Source organism: Leclercia sp. GLN_9, from assembly GCF_043105735.1.
Classification (GTDB): domain Bacteria; phylum Pseudomonadota; class Gammaproteobacteria; order Enterobacterales; family Enterobacteriaceae; genus Enterobacter; species Enterobacter adecarboxylatus.
Window position 1 is genome coordinate 1 of the sequence record NZ_JBICLV010000011.1, and the last position, 19,132, is coordinate 19,132.

Below are 19,132 nucleotides of genomic sequence, written 5' to 3' on the forward strand. Positions count from 1 at the left end.
CAGGCCGCAACCCTTAAATGACAGAAAAATGACTGACTGCTGCATTCCCCAGCAAAACCCCGCCTTATACCTGATTATTAACAGACTTATCCACAACCCGACGAAAAAGTGAAAATGTGCGAGCGTTGCGCAAACGTTTTCGTTAAAATGCTCGCGCTAAATAAAGAGGCCCTGCCAGGTGTGTTAGTTGAGTTTTTATGTAGAAAATTCACCTAACGCTCTCTGTAATCGTCAAATCCAGGGGATTTACCATGCAACAACGTCGTCCAGTCCGCCGCGCTCTGCTCAGTGTTTCTGATAAAGCCGGTATCGTCGAATTCGCTCAGGCACTTTCTGCACGTGGTGTGGAGCTGCTGTCCACTGGCGGTACTGCTCGCCTGTTAGCAGATAAAGGCCTGCCGGTAACCGAAGTGTCCGATTACACCGGTTTCCCGGAAATGATGGATGGACGCGTCAAAACCCTGCACCCAAAAGTTCACGGCGGCATTCTGGGTCGTCGCGGTCAGGACGACGGCATTATGGATCAGCATGGGATCGCGCCGATCGACATGGTTGTCGTTAACCTCTATCCGTTCGCCCAGACCGTTGCTCGTGAAGGCTGCTCGCTGGAAGACGCCGTAGAGAATATCGATATCGGCGGTCCGACCATGGTGCGCTCCGCTGCCAAGAACCATAAAGATGTCGCCATCGTAGTAAAGAGCAGCGACTACGACGCCATTATTAAAGAGATGGACGCTAACGAAGGCTCCCTGAATCTCGACACCCGTTTTGACCTTGCCATTAAAGCGTTCGAACATACCGCCGCCTACGACAGCATGATCGCCAACTACTTCGGTAGCTTGGTACCTGCCTATCACGGCGAAAGCAAAGACCCTTCCGGTCGCTTCTCTCGCACCTTAAACCTGAACTTCATTAAGAAGCAGGATATGCGTTACGGTGAGAACAGCCACCAGCAGGCAGCCTTCTATATAGAAGAAGATGTAAAAGAAGCCTCCGTTGCTACCGCACAGCAGGTTCAGGGCAAAGCGCTCTCCTATAACAACATCGCTGATACCGACGCGGCGCTGGAGTGCGTGAAGGAGTTCAGCGAACCAGCCTGCGTGATCGTCAAGCACGCGAACCCATGCGGTGTGGCGGTAAGCACCTCTATCCTGGATGCCTACGATCGCGCGTATAAAACCGACCCTACCTCTGCGTTCGGCGGCATTATTGCCTTCAACCGCGAACTGGATGCTGAAACCGCTCAGGCGATCATCTCCCGTCAGTTTGTTGAAGTGATCATCGCCCCGTCTGCTACCGAAGAGGCTCTGAAAATCACCGCGGCGAAACAGAACGTTCGCGTGCTGACCTGCGGCCAGTGGGCAGAGCGTGTTCCGGGCCTGGACTTCAAACGTGTCAACGGTGGTCTGCTGGTTCAGGATCGCGATCTGGGTATGGTGACAGAAGCCGACCTGCGCGTGGTCAGCAAACGTCAGCCAACCGAACAGGAACTGCGTGATGCATTGTTCTGCTGGAAAGTGGCGAAGTTTGTTAAATCCAACGCCATCGTTTACGCGAAAGAGAACATGACTATCGGGATAGGCGCAGGCCAGATGAGCCGCGTGTACTCTGCGAAAATTGCCGGTATCAAGGCAGGTGACGAAGGTCTGGAAGTAAAAGGCTCCGCCATGGCCTCTGACGCCTTCTTCCCGTTCCGTGACGGCATCGATGCGGCGGCGGCTGTAGGCATCACCTGCGTGATCCAGCCTGGCGGGTCTATCCGTGATGACGAAGTCATTGCCGCTGCCGACGAACACGGCATTGCGATGATCTTCACCGACATGCGTCATTTCCGCCATTAATTCCCGGAGCAGAGAATGAAAGTATTAGTGATTGGTAACGGCGGGCGTGAGCACGCCCTGGCGTGGAAAGCGGCGCAGTCTCCGCAAGTGAAAACCGTCTTTGTTGCACCCGGTAACGCCGGCACTGCGCTGGAACCCACCCTGCAGAACGTCGCTATCGGTGTGACCGATATCCCGGCGCTACTGAGCTTTGCCCAGAACGAGAAGATCGACCTGACCATCGTAGGCCCGGAAGCGCCACTGGTGATTGGCGTGGTGGATGCGTTTCGCGCGGCGGGCCTGACCATCTTCGGCCCAACCGAAGGCGCCGCCCAGCTGGAAGGCTCAAAAGCCTTTACCAAAGATTTCCTCGCGCGTCATAACATCCCGACCGCGGAGTATCAGAACTTCACCGAGGTAGAGCCAGCCCTGGCTTACTTACGTGAAAAAGGCGCGCCTATTGTGATTAAAGCCGACGGCCTGGCTGCCGGTAAAGGTGTGATCGTGGCGATGACCCTCGAAGAGGCAGAAGCCGCTGTTCAGGATATGTTGGCGGGTAACGCCTTTGGCGACGCGGGCCACCGTATCGTGATCGAGGAGTTCCTTGACGGTGAAGAGGCGAGCTTTATCGTGATGGTCGACGGCGAGCATGTGCTGCCGATGGCCACCAGCCAGGATCATAAACGCGTTGGCGATGCTGATACCGGCCCAAACACCGGTGGAATGGGTGCGTACTCCCCTGCGCCGGTGGTGACTGATGAAGTACATCAGCGCACCATGGACCGCATCATCTGGCCAACCGTAAAAGGCATGGCAGCGGAAGGCAATACCTATACCGGTTTCCTCTATGCGGGCCTGATGATCGACAAGCAGGGCAACCCGAAGGTTATCGAGTTCAACTGTCGCTTTGGCGATCCCGAAACGCAGCCGATCATGCTGCGCATGAAATCCGATCTGGTGGATCTCTGCCTGGCGGCCTGCGAAGGCAAGCTGGACAAGAAAACCTCCGAGTGGGACGAGCGTGCTTCGCTGGGCGTAGTGATTGCGGCGGGCGGTTATCCGGGCAACTACAGCACCGGGGACGAGATCCACGGTCTGCCGCTGGAACAGGTGGAAGATGCGAAGGTGTTCCATGCCGGCACAACGCTGTCTGATGACGATCGTGTGCTGACCAACGGTGGTCGCGTCCTGTGCGCTACCGCACTGGGCCATACCGTTGCACAAGCGCAGCAGCGCGCCTATGCCCTGATGGCGGATATTCACTGGAACGGTAGCTTCAGCCGTAACGATATTGGATATCGTGCGATTGCGCGGGAGCAAGGGGAGTAATCCCTTCACCCTCTCCCTCAGGGGAGAGGGATTCTTGACCAGGCCGGATAAGCATCAGTGCCATCCGGCTTAATCTGCAGGACTTAAAAACTCTTCTCTGTCGGCTGCCAGGTACAGAAATCTTCGTTAGCCACCAGCAGCAGCTGTGATCCTTCCGGCGCAACCAGCCACGCAACGCTCACTTCCATAGATGAATGGCTCTGACGGCGTCCGATATGTTCCGTCGCCCAACTATCAAGATCCGGTTTCAGAGTCTGGCCTTCGCACGTGGTCACGGTGCCATCGGCGTGCCAGCGCCCTTGATGCAGCACCACGCGTCCCTGTCGCAACGCATCGCTGGTCTGACGAACCTGCTCGGCGCGGTAGCGGTAGAGGTCAATTTGATCGGTAGAGAGTTGCTGCTTAAGACCCCCGATGTCGCGCTGCATAAAGCTCAGCTCACCGTGGTCGTCAAAACGCACCCGCACATGCTCGGGCACTTTGCTGTAGATATTCACGTCGATAAAGGCCAGCGTATCACCCTGCCAGCGATATTCACTGGTGGTGGTACTGCCGCTATGCCAGGGACTAAAGGCGGAGAGCAGATGCACTTCATCGTCTGTGTCTTTACGCCAGATACGCACTGCGCCCTGATTGTCAGCGTAACCGCTGGCGGTAAAAGGCGGGAGAGAGGAGTCATGGCTGCACGCAGACAGCAAAAGTATGCCTGCCAGTGCCATTGTCTGGCGCCAGACAGACAAAAGGGGCGAAACCGCCCCCTCGATAAAACTGTTCACTGCTACGCGGCTTACTTAACTGCGTCTTTCAGTGCTTTGCCAGAAACAAATGCTGGCACGTTAGCTGCAGCGATTTTGATTTCGTTACCGGTCTGCGGGTTGCGGCCAGTACGCTCAGCGCGGTGGTTCACTTTGAAGGTACCGAAACCTACCAGTTGTACAGCGTCGCCTTCTTTCAGAGACTCAGTAATTGCAGCCAGGGTGGATTCCAGAGCAGCTTTAGCCTGTACTTTAGACAGGTCAGCTTTGTCCGCAATTACATCAATCAGTTGAGTCTTGTTCATAAGTTATCCTTTCAATGTGTTTATCGCTTGCTAAGCATCGAGTGCGACGAAAATGCCAAAAAAGCACTCTCCTGCATACACGCACCGATAGCCACTTATTTTCGCCCCCCAAATGTAGACCAGACGGGGGGCAGAAGGGAAGAGTACAGGTATGACAAAACAGGCGTAAAATCACGTTTTATTGTTTCACTGGTGAAGATTTATACCAATGTTACTCTCGCCTGCCTCACGCAAGTCTGCACGCAGGCCTTTAATCAGCTCGATATCGCGTTCTTCGCACTCTGCCAGTAAACGGAATATTTCCCACTGAATGTCCCATTCCTGCTCAACAGCCGGGTTTAAACGCAGCTCTTCATCGGTCATTTCACGACCCGCCTGGGTCATCTCCAGCATCGCCACTGACGTAATTGAGGCCTTACTGACTTCGATGGCATGTTCCAGCGTTTCGCCACTCAGGCGCGAGTGAATCAATTCACTTAAAGCCACACAGGCATCAATTGCCGGATAGACGCCATAGACATCATAGTCGTCGGCTACGGGGATCGCCTCTTCCAGCTTATCGAGCTGAGAATCGAAGTTCACCTTCGCATCTTTGACCGTCAGCGTCTCCCACACCAGATCGAGAATACGGCGATAAAGCTGGCCATCCCCAAATTCAGTCTGCTTGCAGAACATGGCATAGTTCGGGTACATGCGTTCGCACAGACAGGCCATAAAAGTGACATGCTGCCAGCTTTCCAGCTTCTCGAGGCGCAGGTGAATCGGGTTTTGTAACATGATGAAGTCTCGAATCGAAAATTAGCCGCAGTTTACCTGAATCAGCGCTGAATTTCCTGCCAACGAACAAAAGCGGGACGCCCGGACGCCACCGCATCGGCCCAGCGGGTCGGCTCCGGTAGTCGATAGCCTCTCATGCAACGCTGCACCCACGCGAGCGCGGTGTCGGTACTGACGCGATGGCCGGTGGCGATGAACAGGGGATTACAGCGCGCTTTGCTGCGCCAGACCCACGCCAGCTGTTCGCCTTTGTCCATCAATGGCGCCAGCGCGCCGGGTTCAGCCGACAGAGGTTCAAACTTACCGCAGAGACGCTTTTTCGCTACCCCGATGGTCGGGACATCCACCAGCAGGCCAAAATGGCTGGCGACGCCGAGACGGCGCGGATGGGAGATCCCATGGCCATCTACGAACAACAGGTCGGGTCTTTGCGAAAGCTGATCCCACGCGGCCAGCAGCGCGGGATATTCACGAAAAGAGAGGAAGCCGGGGATGTAAGGCATGGTGGTGGCGATACGCGCTACCTGATACTCGACCAACTCCAGTTCGGGCCAGGTCAGCAACACTATCGCCGCCCGCGTTACCTCTCCGCCCTGCTCAAACCCGACATCCGCCCCGGCAATCAGCGCGGGTGGGTCTTTATCCAGCCGGTCTTCACGGGATACCGACGCAGCGAGTTTAAGTTGTTGAGCGCGAAGTGACGCAAGATCCATAACGACTCCTTACAGGTGATACTGGGCAGAAAGTCGGTGCACCGCCTCCACAAACACGCCTGCATGTTCTGGCGGAACATCCTGATGAATACCGTGCCCCAGATTAAACACATGGCCTTCGCCCTGACCGAAGCCCGCCAGAATGGTCGCGACTTCTTCTTCAATACGGGCGGCCGGAGCATACAGCATAGACGGATCCATGTTGCCCTGCAGGGCGACTTTGTCTCCCACGCGACGGCGCGCATCGGCAATATCGGTGGTCCAGTCGAGGCCCAGCGCATCACAGCCGGTTGCAGCCAGGGCTTCGAGCCACTGACCGCCGCCTTTGGTAAACAGGGTCACCGGCACGCGGCGGCCTTCGTTTTCACGCAGCAGGCCATCGACGATTTTATGCATGTAATAGAGCGAGAACTGCTGATAGTCGCGGCCCGTCAGCACCCCACCCCAGGTATCAAAGATCATCACCGACTGTGCGCCCGCTTTGATCTGCGCGTTCAGGTACAGGGTGACGCTTTTCGCCAGCTTATCCAACAGGGCGTGCAGCGCCAACGGATCGGCATACATCATCTTCTTGATCACGGTGAAGGCTTTGCTGCTGCCGCCTTCAACCATGTAGGTCGCCAGCGTCCACGGGCTGCCGGAGAAACCGATCAGCGGCACTTCGCCTTTCAGCTCGCGGCGAATGGTGCGCACCGCATTCATCACATAACCCAGCTCTTGTTCCGGGTCCGGGATCGGCAGGTTGTCGATGTCCGCTTTGCTCTTGATCGGCGAGCTAAAGCGCGGGCCTTCGCCGGTTTCAAAGTACAGACCCAGCCCCATGGCGTCCGGGATAGTCAGGATGTCGGAGAAGAGGATCGCCGCGTCCAGCGGATAGCGGCGCAGCGGCTGGAGCGTCACTTCACAGGCCAACTCCGCGTTTTTGCACAGCGACATAAAATCGCCCGCCTGCGCGCGCGTGGCTTTGTATTCCGGCAAATAGCGGCCCGCCTGGCGCATCATCCATACCGGGGTGATATCAACGGGTTGGCGCAGCAGCGCACGCAGATAACGATCGTTCTTCAGTTCGGTCATTTTTGCAGTTCCTTAAGCGTCTTATCCCCAGTGTAACATGTCACACATCGTCAGCCCGACACATTGCCACGGTATCTTCTATCAGGCGGCGCGCCACGGTACCTGCCGGGGGAAGGAGCGGTAAGTCGTCATAGCGATACCAGTCGGCTGCCAGCAGCTCTTTCGGGTCGATGACGATCTCGCCGCTGTCGTACTCGGCCATAAAGGCGGTCATCAGCGATTGCGGGAACGGCCACGGCTGGGAGGTGACATAGCGTAGATTCTTCACCTTAATGCCGCTCTCCTCCATCACTTCGCGCGCGACAGCCTGTTCCAGGGTTTCGCCCACTTCGACAAACCCGGCCAGAACGGTATGCACCCCGTTGCGATGGCGGGTATGTTGCGCCAGTAAGATGGAATCATCCCGGCGGATAGCGACAATAATGCACGGCGCGATTTGCGGGTAATAGCGTTCCCGGCATTGGCTGCAGAGCATCGCCCACTCGGTTTTGCTGGGGTGCATGGTATGGCCACAATAGCCGCAGAATTTATGCGAGCGATAAAACTCGGCCAACTGCACAGCCCGACCCGCCAGCTGGAACAAGCCGACATCGAGATCGAGCACCTGGCGCACCGATCCCATATCGTGACGACGATTTTGTTGGATCAACCACACAGAATCGCCCTTCCACTCACCAATATTTAGTGCGTGTTGCCCCGCAAGATCGAAATTTCCGGCCTCGCCATATGGTAATTCACCACCGGGCAACCATAATTTTTGTTCATGGCTGACTAACCACCAGCCGCGATCCGATTTTTCAATTATACGATCCATATCTATTGCACTACCTTTGCTTCACAGGCATGTTGGTAACAATACTATTACATTTTGGGTGGGCAGCTTTTAATCTTAACCTTGCGGAGTCAAACATGCTAAACCAGCTAGAAAACCTGACAGAGCGCGTTGGCGGATGTAACAAACTGGTCGATCGCTGGCTGCACGTGCGTAAACATCTGCTTGTTGCCTACTACAATCTCGTTGGCATTAAGCCTGGCAAAGAATCATATATGCGCCTGAACGAAAAAGCGCTGGACGATTTTTGTCAGAGCCTTGTTGATTACCTCTCTAACGGGCATTTCAATATTTATGAGCGCATTATCCGTGACCTGGAAGGTAACAGTCCGCAGTTAGCTGCCACCAGGCTCTACCCCCAGCTGGAAGCCAATACTCAGCAAATCATGGATTACTACGACTCCACGCTGGAGAACGCCATCGATCAGGATAACTATCTGGAATTCCAGCAGGCGCTTTCCGATATCGGCGAGGCGCTGGAGCAACGCTTTACGCTGGAAGACAGCCTGATCGCCCTTGCGCTGGATCACAATCTGAAAGCGAGCAACGAAGATAACGTCGCCCGACCGGCTTGAGTTATTTCTCGTTAACGCGTAATTTACATTCACCGCTCCCGTTGTAGGGGAGCCTATTCTTGTCGGAGTGCCCAGTGCGAAAGCCGGGCTGAGACCGTTAATTCGGGATCCGCGGAACCTGATCAGGTTAAGACCTGCGAAGGGAACAAGAGTCAATTTATTGCATCGCCCAACGGGCGATCTCCTCTTGCTTCATCCGTCGTCTGACAAGCCACTTCCTGAACTTACTGGAACGAGCTATGTCTGCCACTAAAATGACCCGCCGCGAACAGCGCGCACACGCCCAACACTTTATCGACACTCTCGAAGGCACTGCTTTCCCTAACTCGAAACGCATCTATCTGACAGGTTCGCAGGAGGATATTCGCGTGCCGATGCGTGAGATCCAGCTCAGCCCGACGTTAATCGGCGGCAGCAAAGAGAACCCGCAGTTTGAAGAGAACGAAGCCGTACCGGTCTATGATACCTCCGGCCCGTACGGCGATCCGGCGATCGCCATTAACGTCCAGCAGGGTCTGGCGAAGCTCCGCCAGCCGTGGATCGAAGCCCGTGACGACAGCGAAGCCCTGAACGAGCAAAGCTCGGCTTACACCCGCGAGCGCCTGGCCGACGACGGTCTGGACGATCTGCGCTTCACCGGCTTGCTGACACCGAAGCGGGCCAGAGCGGGCAAATGCGTAACCCAGCTGCACTACGCCCGCAAAGGGATCGTAACGCCGGAGATGGAATTTATCGCCATTCGCGAAAATATGGGCCGCGAGCGTATTCGTGGCGAAGTGCTGCGCCACCAGCACCCGGGCGAAGGCTTTGGTGCCCGCCTGCCGGAGAACATTACCCCGGAATTTGTGCGTGACGAAGTGGCCGCTGGCCGCGCCATTATCCCCGCCAACATTAACCACCCGGAATCAGAGCCGATGATCATCGGACGTAACTTCCTGGTGAAAGTGAACGCCAATATCGGTAACTCGGCGGTGACCTCCTCCATTGAGGAAGAGGTAGAGAAGCTGGTCTGGTCCACCCGCTGGGGCGCGGATACGGTGATGGACCTCTCCACTGGCCGTTATATCCACGAAACCCGCGAGTGGATCCTGCGTAACAGCCCGGTGCCGATTGGTACGGTGCCCATCTACCAGGCGCTGGAGAAGGTTAACGGCATCGCGGAAGATCTCACCTGGGAAGCGTTCCGCGACACCCTGCTTGAGCAGGCCGAGCAAGGCGTTGACTACTTCACCATCCATGCGGGCGTGCTGCTGCGCTACGTGCCGATGACCGCTAAACGTCTGACCGGCATCGTCTCCCGCGGCGGCTCGATCATGGCAAAATGGTGCCTGTCCCATCATCAGGAGAACTTCCTGTATGAACACTTCCGCGAGATCTGCGAAATCTGCGCCGCGTACGATGTTTCCCTGTCGCTGGGCGATGGCCTGCGTCCCGGTTCCATTCGCGATGCCAACGACGAAGCGCAGTTTGCCGAGCTACACACCCTGGGCGAGCTGACCAAAATCGCCTGGGAGTATGACGTGCAGGTGATGATTGAAGGCCCAGGCCACGTGCCGATGCAGATGATCCGTCGCAACATGACCGAGGAGCTGGAGCACTGCCACGAAGCACCCTTCTACACCCTGGGGCCACTAACCACCGATATCGCACCGGGTTACGACCACTTCACCTCCGGGATTGGCGCGGCGATGATCGGCTGGTTCGGCTGCGCCATGCTCTGCTACGTCACACCGAAAGAGCACCTCGGCCTGCCGAACAAAGAGGATGTGAAGCAGGGGCTGATCACCTACAAGATTGCCGCTCATGCCGCAGACCTGGCGAAAGGCCACCCGGGCGCGCAGATCCGTGATAACGCCATGTCGAAAGCGCGCTTCGAATTCCGCTGGGAAGATCAGTTCAACCTCGCCCTCGACCCCTTCACCGCCCGCGCCTATCACGACGAAACCCTGCCGCAGGAGTCCGGCAAAGTGGCGCACTTCTGCTCCATGTGCGGGCCAAAATTCTGCTCGATGAAAATCAGCCAGGAGGTACGTGATTATGCTGCGGCGCAGTCCATTGAAGTAGGGATGGCGGACATGTCGCAAAGCTTCCGCGCCAAAGGCGGCGAAATCTACCTCAAAAAAGAGGAGGCGTAATGTACCAGCCTGATTTCCCACCCGTACCCTTTCGCCTGGGGCTGTACCCGGTGGTCGATAGCGTGGCGTGGATCGAACGTCTGCTTGCGGTCGGCGTAAAGACAATCCAGCTGCGTATCAAGGATAAACAGGATGACGAGGTCGAAGCCGATATTATTGCGGCCGTTGCCCTGGGGCGTCGCTACGATGCCCGCCTGTTCATCAATGACTACTGGCGACTAGCGATTAAGCATCAGGCTTACGGCGTGCATCTGGGTCAGGAGGATCTGGAAAGCACTGAACTGGAGCTTATTCGTGCCGCCGGTTTGCGCCTCGGCGTCTCGACCCATGACAACATGGAGATCGACGTGGCGCTGGCGGCGCGCCCATCCTACATCGCCCTCGGGCATGTATTCCCGACCCAGACCAAACAGATGCCTTCAGCCCCGCAAGGGCTGGAGCAGTTAGCCAGCCATATTGAACGCCTTGCGGATTACCCCACCGTTGCTATCGGCGGCATCAGCCTGGAACGCGCCCCGGCGGTGCTGGCAACCGGGGTAGGAAGTATTGCGGTGGTCAGCGCCATTACCCAGGCCGATGACTGGGAGGCGGCAACGGCACAGCTACTGCAACTGGCGGGGGTGGGCGATGAATGACCGTGACTTTATGCGCTACAGCCGCCAAATCCTGCTGGAAGATATCGCCATTGACGGGCAGCAAAAGCTGCTCGCCAGCCGGGTCCTGCTGGTGGGCCTCGGCGGGTTAGGCGCGCCGGCGGCACTGTATCTGGCCGGAGCCGGGATCGGCACCCTGGTGCTGGCCGACGACGACGACGTTCATCTGAGTAATTTGCAGCGCCAGATCCTGTTTACCACCGATGACGTCGCCCAGCCAAAGGCGCACGTGACGCAGCGTCGGCTACAGCAACTCAACCCGGATATCCGGCTGATTGCCCTGCAGATGCGCCTGGAAGGCAACGCGCTGCAGGAGGAGATCGCTCGCGCCGACGTGGTGCTGGACTGCACCGATAATATGGCCACCCGTCAGGCAATTAACGCCGCTTGCGTGCTGCTCAATACCCCGCTCATCACTGCCAGCGCCGTGGGCTTTGGCGGGCAGATGATGGTGTTGACGCCGCCCTGGACGCAGGGCTGCTACCGCTGCGTGTGGCCGGAGGATGACGAGCCGCAACGCAACTGCCGCACCGCAGGGATCGTCGGGCCGGTGGTTGGCGTGATGGGCACCTTGCAGGCGCTGGAGGCGATCAAACTGCTCAGCGGCATCGAGACAACGCGCAATACGCTGCGCCTGTTCGATGCCCGGACAGGGAGCTGGCGGCAACTGGCTTTACAGCGTGCCAGCGGCTGTCAGGTGTGTGGAGGGCAGCATGCGGATCCTGTTTAACGACGAACCGATGCAGTGCGGGGATGACTTAACCGTCGCCACCCTGCTCCACCAGCTGCGCCAGTTAAAACCCGGGGTCGCGCTGGCCCTGAATCAACAGATCCTGCCGCGTGAGCAGTGGGATAAACAGCAGGTCCGCGAAGGCGATCAGATCCTGCTCTTTCAGGTGATTGCCGGAGGCTGAGATGTTACGTATTGCTGATAAAACCTTTGATTCGCATCTATTTACCGGCACCGGGAAGTTCGCTTCGCCGCAGCTGATGGTGGAGGCGATTCGTGAGAGTGGCAGCCAGCTGGTGACGCTGGCAATGAAACGGGTCGATCTGCGTAATCACAATGACGCCATTCTGGCGCCGTTGCTGGAAGCAGGTGTAAGCCTGCTGCCCAATACCTCCGGGGCCAAAACCGCGGAGGAAGCGGTGTTCGCCGCCCGGCTGGCGCGCGAGGCGCTGGGGACCCGCTGGCTGAAGCTCGAGATACATCCCGATGCCCGCTGGCTGTTGCCCGATCCCATCGAGACCCTGAAAGCGGCAGAGATGCTGGTCAAAGAGGGGTTCACGGTGCTGCCCTACTGCGGTGCCGATCCGGTGCTGTGCAAACGACTTGAAGAGGTGGGTTGCGCGGCGGTGATGCCGCTCGGCGCGCCGATAGGCTCCAATCAGGGTCTGGAAACCCGCGCAATGCTGGAGATCATCATTCAGCAGGCAACCGTACCGGTGGTGGTGGATGCCGGGATCGGCGTGCCCAGCCATGCCGCACAGGCGCTGGAGATGGGCGCCGATGCCGTCCTGGTCAACACTGCCATTGCTGTCGCTGACGATCCGGTCACTATGGCGCGAGCCTTCCGCCTGGCGGTGGAAGCCGGTGTGCTGGCCCGTCAGTCTGGCCCCGGTTCGCGAAGCGTTGAAGCCCAGGCCACCAGCCCGTTAACCGGATTTCTGGAGGCCTTCTCATGAACACTTTTACCGATCGCTGGCGCCAGCTCGACTGGGACGATATTGGCCTGCGCATCAACAGCAAAACCCCTGCGGATGTTGAGCGCGCCCTGAATGCCCGGCAGCCGACGCGCGAGGATATGATGGCCCTGCTCTCCCCGGCCGCCAGCCGCTATCTGGAGCCGATGGCGCAGCGGGCGAAGCGCCTGACCCGCCAGCGCTTTGGCAACACGGTGAGCTTTTATGTGCCGCTCTATCTCTCAAATCTGTGCGCCAACGATTGTACCTATTGCGGTTTCTCCATGAGCAATCACATCAAGCGCAAAACGCTGGATGAAAATGAGATTGCCCGGGAGTGTGCTGCCATCCGCGAGATGGGTTTTGAGCACCTGCTGCTGGTTACCGGCGAACACCAGACTAAAGTGGGAATGGACTATTTTCGTCGCCATATCCCGGCCATTCGTCGCCAGTTCGCCTCGCTGCAAATGGAGGTTCAGCCTCTTTCTGAGGCCGAGTATGGCGAGCTTAAAACGCTGGGGCTGGATGGCGTGCTGGTCTATCAGGAGACCTACCACGAGGCGGTGTATGCCCGGCACCATCTTAAAGGTAAAAAGCAGGACTTCTTCTGGCGGCTGGAAACGCCAGATCGGCTGGGCCGCGCGGGGATCGATAAGATCGGCCTCGGAGCATTGACCGGGCTTTCCGACAACTGGCGGGTCGACAACTTTATGGTGGCGGAACATTTGCTCTGGCTGCAGCAACACTACTGGCAGAGCCGGTACTCGATCTCCTTCCCACGGCTGCGCCCCTGCGCCGGGGGGATCCCGCCGGCGTCGATCATGGATGAACGCCAGCTGGTGCAGACCATTTGCGCGTTTCGTCTGCTGGCACCGGAAGTGGAGTTATCGCTATCGACCCGGGAATCCCCCGCATTTCGCGATCGCGTTATTCCGCTGGCCATTAATAACGTCAGTGCTTTTTCAAAAACCCAGCCAGGCGGCTATGCCGATGATCACCCCGAGCTGGAGCAGTTTGCGCCGCACGATAACCGTCGCCCGGAAGAGGTTGCCGGGGCGCTTAGCCAACAAGGATTGCAGCCAGTGTGGAAAGACTGGGATAGCTGGTTGGGACGCGCCTCGCAGCCGGGTTGAAAAATCCTGTAAGCCGATGAAATGTTTACGAGGCGTTACGTAACGTCATTAACGGGCGATTGTCAGCTCTCGCCCGGATTTTTTATGCTCATTACGTCAGCAGGGATGCTGACCAGGGCGGAAAGCTTCTTCCTCGTTTCGCCCTGCCTTCCCCCGCACTGTAACAGTTGTAACCGGTTTCAGAAAAAGCGGGTTTCTTTGTGATGACTCACACACAATCGCGGTAACGCGGTTGTCGAAGCGGGCCGCGCGGGATAATTATCAATAAACACATGTACATTGAGGCTGACTATGAAGAACATCGTTTTATGCTGTGCAGCGGGAATGTCCACCAGCATGCTGGTTCAACGCATGAAAGACGCCGCGCAGAAAAAAGGGGTCGAAGTAACCATCAAAGCCGTCCCGGTTGCTGAGTTTAAAGATGAACTTGCCGCAGCCGACATTGTGTTGCTTGGCCCGCAGGTCAAATACGAACTCAACAATCTTCAGGCACAGGCAGAGCCACTGGGCAAAAAGGTCGCGGTTATCGACATGATGGATTACGGCATGATGAAAGGCGATGCCGTCCTCGAAAAAGCCCTCAAGCTGCTGGAGTAAGTCATGGAAGATTTAGAAACCATCATTATGGAGCTGCTGGTGAATGCAGGTGCAGCCCGCAGTTCAGCATTAACCGCGTTGCAGATGGCGCGTAAAGGTGATTTTGCCGATGCGGAAAAGGCGATGGAAGAGTCGCGTGAATTCGTTAAGCATGCGCATACCATCCAGACGAAGCTGATTGGTATGGATGAAGGAACCGGCAAGCTGCCGGTCAACCTGATTACCGTTCACTCCCAGGATCATCTCATGAATGCGATGGTGATTCAGGATCTGGCGGGAGACATGATCGAGCTGTATCGCCGTTTGCCGCTGGTGAACTAATACGCCCGGTGGCGCTACGCTTACCGGGCCTGTAACAGCTTTAAACTCCTGGTCGGGTAAACGCAGCGTCCCCGGGCAACAGCAACACCGAATAGCAGGCCGGATAACCACAGCGTATCAGGCAAAAAAAAACCCGCCGAAGCGGGTTTTTTTATGGGCTGACGTAACGATTACTCGTTGTCAGAACCGCCCAGGCCTGCGTTCAGCAGCTCTGCCAGGCTGGCAGATGCGTCTTCAGCAGTCACCTGTGGTGCAGCAGGGATTTCACCCGCTGCGCGACGGCGCATACGATCCTGGTGGTACGCATAACCGGTACCGGCCGGGATCAGACGACCCACGATAACGTTCTCTTTCAGACCGCGCAGTTCGTCGCGTTTGCCCGCAACGGCTGCTTCGGTAAGCACACGAGTGGTCTCCTGGAACGATGCCGCGGAGATGAAGGACTCGGTTGCCAGAGACGCTTTGGTGATACCCAGCAGGTCACGTGCGAAGGTCGCACTGAGTTTGCCGTTCGCTTCCAGATCGCGGTTAGCAATCTTGACGCGAGAGTATTCAACCTGCTCACCTTCGAGGAAGTCGGAGCTACCGGCATTCACGATGGTGGCTTTACGCAGCATCTGACGAACGATAACTTCGATGTGCTTATCGTTGATCTTAACGCCTTGCAGACGGTAAACGTCCTGTACTTCGTTGGTGATGTAACGCGTTACCGCGTGGACGCCACGAAGACGCAGAATGTCGTGCGGTGCTTCTGGACCGTCGGAAACAACGTCACCACGTTCTACACGTTCACCTTCAAACACGTTGAGCTGACGCCATTTTGGAATCATCTCTTCATACGGATCGCTGCCATCCAGCGGCGTGATCACCAGACGGCGCTTCCCTTTGGTCTCTTTACCGAAGGAAATGATACCGCTGATTTCAGCCAGGATTGCCGGCTCTTTCGGACGACGTGCTTCGAACAGGTCCGCAACGCGTGGCAGACCACCGGTAATATCCTTGGTACCGCCGGATTCCTGAGGAATACGCGCCAGGGTATCACCAGAGCTGATCTGTACGCCATCTTCCAGCTGAACAATCGCTTTACCTGGCAGGAAGTACTGAGCCGGCATATCGGTGCCTGGGATCAGAACGTCGTTGCCGTTAGCATCAACGATTTTCAGTGCTGGACGCAGATCTTTACCACCCGCGGTACGTTCTGCAGAATCCAGAACCACCAGGGAAGAGAGACCGGTCAGGTCGTCGGTCTGACGAGTAATCGTCTGGCCATCGATCATATCGGTGAAGCGAATAAAGCCCGCCACTTCGGTGATTACCGGCATGGTGTGCGGATCCCAGTTCGCTACGGTTTCGCCGCCAGCAACCTGTTCGCCATCGCCTTTCGCCATAACAGCACCGTAAGGCACTTTATAGCTCTCTTTGGTACGACCGAATTCGTCGATCAGCTTCAGCTCGGTGTTACGTGAAGTCACAACCAGCTTACCGGAAGAGTTAACAACCGACTTCGCGTTGTAGAGCTTGATGCTACCTTTGTTTTTCACCTGGATGCTGGATTCAGCAGCCGCACGAGATGCCGCACCACCGATGTGGAACGTACGCATCGTCAGCTGTGTACCCGGCTCACCGATGGACTGTGCCGCGATAACGCCGATAGCTTCACCTTTGTTGATGATGTGGCCACGCGCCAGGTCACGACCATAGCAGTGCGCACATACACCAAAGTCGGTGTCACAGGATACGACGGAACGTACTTTCACGGAGTCAACAGAGTTCGCTTCCAGCAGATCACACCAGTGCTCGTGCAGCAGTGTGTTACGTGGAACCAGAATATCTGCGGTACCCGGCTTCAGAACGTCTTCAGCAGTCACACGGCCCAGAACGCGATCGCGCAGCGGCTCTTTAACATCACCACCCTCGATAACCGGGGTCATGGTGATACCTTCGAGGGTGCCACAATCGTCTTCGGTAACTACCAGATCCTGCGCAACGTCTACCAGACGACGCGTCAGATAACCGGAGTTAGCGGTTTTCAGTGCGGTATCCGCCAGACCTTTACGAGCACCGTGAGTAGAGATGAAGTACTGGAGTACGTTCAGACCTTCACGGAAGTTCGCGGTGATTGGCGTTTCGATGATGGAGCCATCTGGCTTCGCCATCAGACCACGCATACCTGCCAGCTGACGAATCTGTGCTGCAGAACCACGCGCACCGGAGTCGGCCATCATGTAGATGCTGTTGAAGGAAACCTGCTGCTCTTCGACGCCGTCACGGTTAATCACAGTTTCGGTTTGCAGGTTGTCCATCATCGCTTTGGATACACGATCGTTCGCCGCTGCCCAGATATCGATAACTTTGTTATAGCGTTCGCCCGCGGTAACCAGACCAGACTGGAACTGCTCCTGGATCTCAGCAACTTCAGCTTCCGCTTCAGAGATGATCTCGTGTTTCTTCTCTGGGATGACCATGTCATCGATACCAACAGATGCACCTGAACGCGCTGCATAAGCAAAGCCGGTGTACATTGTCTGGTCAGCGAAGATAACGGTCGGCTTCAGACCCAGAATGCGGTAACAGGTGTTCAGCATTTTGGAGATCGCTTTCTTACCCAGCGCCTGGTTGACGATGGAGAAAGGCAGACCTTTCGGTACGATCATCCACAGAATCGCACGGCCAATGGTCGTGTCAATCAGGCTGGTTTTCGCAACGAGTTCGCCGTTTTCAGCTTTTTCATATTCGGTGATACGCACTTTTACACGCGCATGCAGAGAGGCCAGGCCAGCGCGATAAATACGCTCAGCTTCTTTCGGGCCAGTCAGCACCATGCCTTCGCCTTTGGCGTTAACACAGTCACGGGTCATGTAGTACAGACCCAGTACAACGTCCTGAGAAGGAACAATGATTGGCTCACCGTTCGCTGGAGACAGGATGTTGTTGGTAGACATCATCAGCGCACGCGCTTCGAGCTGGGCTTCCAGCGTCAGCGGTACGTGAACAGCCATCTGGTCACCATCGAAGTCGGCGTTATATGCCGCACAAACCAGCGGGTGCAGCTGGATAGCTTTACCTTCGATCAGTACTGGCTCAAATGCCTGGATACCCAGACGGTGCAGGGTTGGTGCACGGTTCAGCAGTACCGGGTGTTCGCGGATAACTTCGTCCAAAATATCCCAAACGACAGCTTCTTCACGCTCAACCATTTTCTTAGCGGCTTTGATGGTGGTGGCCAGGCCACGCAGTTCCAGCTTGCCGTAGATGAACGGTTTGAACAGCTCCAGTGCCATTTTCTTCGGCAGACCGCACTGATGCAGACGCAGGTATGGACCTACGGTGATAACAGAACGACCGGAGTAGTCAACACGCTTACCGAGCAGGTTCTGACGGAAACGACCCTGTTTACCTTTGATCATGTCGGCCAAAGATTTCAGAGGACGTTTGTTAGAACCGGTGATCGCACGACCGCGACGACCGTTATCCAGCAGGGCATCTACCGCTTCCTGCAGCATACGTTTTTCGTTGCGTACGATGATATCCGGCGCAGCCAGATCCAGCAGACGTTTCAGACGGTTGTTACGGTTAATGACGCGACGATACAGATCGTTCAGGTCAGACGTTGCGAAACGACCACCATCCAGCGGAACCAGCGGACGCAGATCTGGCGGCAGAACCGGCAGAACGGTCAGGATCATCCACTCTGGTTTGTTACCAGACTGAACGAACGCTTCCAGCAGTTTGATACGCTTGGTCAGCTTTTTACGCTTGGTTTCGGAGTTGGTTTCGTTCAGCTCTTCACGCAGCTGCTCGCACTCCTGCTCCAGATCCATGCTCTTCAGCAGGGCCTGGATCGCTTCCGCACCCATCTTCGCGTCGAATTCGTCACCGAACTCTTCTAGCGCGTCCAGATACTGTTCTTCGGTCAGAATCTGGTTACGTTCCAGGTTCGTCATACCGCCTTCGATAACTACATAAGATTCGAAGTACAGAACACGTTCGATATCACGCAGCGGCATATCCAGCAGCAGGCCGATACGGGACGGCAGAGATTTCAGGAACCAGATGTGGGCAGTCGGAGACGCCAGCTCGATGTGGCCCATGCGCTCACGACGCACTTTAGTCTGGGTCACTTCAACGCCGCACTTCTCACAGATCACACCACGGTGTTTCAGGCGCTTGTACTTACCGCACAGGCACTCGTAATCTTTTACTGGCCCGAAAATACGCGCACAGAAAAGGCCGTCACGCTCAGGTTTGAACGTACGGTAGTTGATGGTTTCTGGCTTTTTAACTTCACCAAAAGACCATGAACGGATCATGTCTGGCGAGGCCAGAGCAATTTTGATCGCATCAAACTCTTCGGTTTTAGTTTGCGCTTTCAGAAACTTTAATAAGTCTTTCACGGATTTGCTCCCGTCGGAGTTAGCACAATCTGGTGC

18 protein-coding genes and 1 riboswitch are annotated in these 19,132 nt (G+C 56.5%); of the genes, 11 read left to right on the top strand and 7 right to left on the bottom strand.

The genetic code is table 11. The features are described 5' to 3' along the window. The first annotated feature begins 251 nt into the window (after window positions 1–251). A complete protein-coding gene (gene purH / locus ACF8PE_RS06450) occupies window positions 252–1,841 on the top strand; it encodes a bifunctional phosphoribosylaminoimidazolecarboxamide formyltransferase/IMP cyclohydrolase (RefSeq protein WP_032615916.1) in 1,590 nt (529 codons plus the stop codon). Window positions 1,842–1,856: 15 nt separating this feature from the next. After that, window positions 1,857–3,149 (top strand): phosphoribosylamine--glycine ligase, encoded by a 1,293-nt coding sequence (gene purD, locus ACF8PE_RS06455; protein ID WP_032615915.1) that lies wholly within the window; start codon window positions 1,857–1,859, stop codon window positions 3,147–3,149. A gap of 83 nt (window positions 3,150–3,232) precedes the next feature. On the opposite strand, the gene ACF8PE_RS06460 is transcribed toward purD, so the two are convergent. From ACF8PE_RS06460 to nudC, 6 genes are all read right to left on the bottom strand, one after another. Further along, entirely contained in the window at window positions 3,233–3,925 is a 693-nt protein-coding gene (locus tag ACF8PE_RS06460) for a DUF1481 domain-containing protein (RefSeq protein ID WP_059308962.1), read from the bottom strand. A gap of 11 nt (window positions 3,926–3,936) precedes the next feature. After that, on the bottom strand, window positions 3,937–4,209 hold the full coding sequence (gene hupA / locus ACF8PE_RS06465) for a nucleoid-associated protein HU-alpha (RefSeq protein ID WP_032615913.1): 273 nt from the start codon (window positions 4,207–4,209) through the stop codon (window positions 3,937–3,939). 186 nt (window positions 4,210–4,395) lie between these two features. Next, a complete protein-coding gene (locus ACF8PE_RS06470) occupies window positions 4,396–4,986 on the bottom strand; it encodes a YjaG family protein (protein ID WP_032615911.1) in 591 nt (196 codons plus the stop codon). Between the two features lie 41 nt (window positions 4,987–5,027). Further along, a complete protein-coding gene (nfi, locus tag ACF8PE_RS06475) occupies window positions 5,028–5,699 on the bottom strand; it encodes a deoxyribonuclease V (protein WP_032615910.1) in 672 nt (223 codons plus the stop codon). 9 nt (window positions 5,700–5,708) lie between these two features. Further along, the gene (gene hemE, locus ACF8PE_RS06480; RefSeq protein ID WP_077227922.1) at window positions 5,709–6,773 is read right to left on the bottom strand and encodes a uroporphyrinogen decarboxylase; all 1,065 of its coding nucleotides are present in this window, start codon (window positions 6,771–6,773) and stop codon (window positions 5,709–5,711) included. Window positions 6,774–6,813: 40 nt separating this feature from the next. Next, window positions 6,814–7,587 (bottom strand): NAD(+) diphosphatase, encoded by a 774-nt coding sequence (gene nudC / locus ACF8PE_RS06485; protein ID WP_200143017.1) that lies wholly within the window; start codon window positions 7,585–7,587, stop codon window positions 6,814–6,816. A 95-nt stretch (window positions 7,588–7,682) separates the two neighbouring features. Here nudC and ACF8PE_RS06490 point away from each other — a divergent pair, with 95 nt between their 5' ends. The 9 genes from ACF8PE_RS06490 (at window position 7,683) to ACF8PE_RS06530 (ending at window position 14,702) form a co-directional block, all read left to right on the top strand. After that, a complete protein-coding gene (locus tag ACF8PE_RS06490; RefSeq protein WP_032615904.1) occupies window positions 7,683–8,180 on the top strand; it encodes an Rsd/AlgQ family anti-sigma factor in 498 nt (165 codons plus the stop codon). Window positions 8,181–8,233: 53 nt separating this feature from the next. Beyond that, window positions 8,234–8,342, top strand: a riboswitch (TPP riboswitch). A gap of 77 nt (window positions 8,343–8,419) precedes the next feature. Beyond that, window positions 8,420–10,315, top strand: coding sequence for a phosphomethylpyrimidine synthase ThiC (gene thiC, locus ACF8PE_RS06495; protein ID WP_059308965.1), 1,896 nt, complete (start codon window positions 8,420–8,422; stop codon window positions 10,313–10,315). Continuing rightward, entirely contained in the window at window positions 10,315–10,950 is a 636-nt protein-coding gene (gene thiE / locus ACF8PE_RS06500) for a thiamine phosphate synthase (RefSeq protein ID WP_103793544.1), read from the top strand. The genes thiC and thiE overlap by 1 nt, the downstream gene beginning before the upstream one ends. After that, window positions 10,943–11,698 (top strand): HesA/MoeB/ThiF family protein, encoded by a 756-nt coding sequence (locus ACF8PE_RS06505; RefSeq protein WP_103793545.1) that lies wholly within the window; start codon window positions 10,943–10,945, stop codon window positions 11,696–11,698. The genes thiE and ACF8PE_RS06505 overlap by 8 nt, the downstream gene beginning before the upstream one ends. Beyond that, window positions 11,682–11,882, top strand: coding sequence for a sulfur carrier protein ThiS (gene thiS, locus ACF8PE_RS06510; RefSeq protein WP_059308968.1), 201 nt, complete (start codon window positions 11,682–11,684; stop codon window positions 11,880–11,882). The genes ACF8PE_RS06505 and thiS overlap by 17 nt, the downstream gene beginning before the upstream one ends. A gap of 1 nt (window position 11,883) precedes the next feature. Beyond that, window positions 11,884–12,654, top strand: a complete 771-nt coding sequence (gene thiG, locus ACF8PE_RS06515) for a thiazole synthase (protein ID WP_103793546.1) — start codon at window positions 11,884–11,886, stop codon at window positions 12,652–12,654. Beyond that, on the top strand, window positions 12,651–13,784 hold the full coding sequence (gene thiH / locus ACF8PE_RS06520; protein ID WP_103793547.1) for a 2-iminoacetate synthase ThiH: 1,134 nt from the start codon (window positions 12,651–12,653) through the stop codon (window positions 13,782–13,784). Before thiG ends, thiH begins: the two co-directional genes overlap by 4 nt. Before the next feature lie 291 nt (window positions 13,785–14,075). Next, window positions 14,076–14,381: a PTS sugar transporter subunit IIB gene (locus ACF8PE_RS06525; RefSeq protein ID WP_032615891.1), complete on the top strand. Its 306-nt coding sequence runs from the start codon at window positions 14,076–14,078 to the stop codon at window positions 14,379–14,381. A 3-nt stretch (window positions 14,382–14,384) separates the two neighbouring features. Further along, complete coding sequence (locus tag ACF8PE_RS06530) at window positions 14,385–14,702, top strand: PTS lactose/cellobiose transporter subunit IIA (protein WP_032615888.1); 318 nt, start codon at window positions 14,385–14,387, stop codon at window positions 14,700–14,702. Between the two features lie 170 nt (window positions 14,703–14,872). On the opposite strand, the gene rpoC is transcribed toward ACF8PE_RS06530, so the two are convergent. Then, a complete protein-coding gene (rpoC, locus tag ACF8PE_RS06535; RefSeq protein ID WP_032615886.1) occupies window positions 14,873–19,096 on the bottom strand; it encodes a DNA-directed RNA polymerase subunit beta' in 4,224 nt (1,407 codons plus the stop codon). Window positions 19,097–19,132 lie beyond the last annotated feature (36 nt).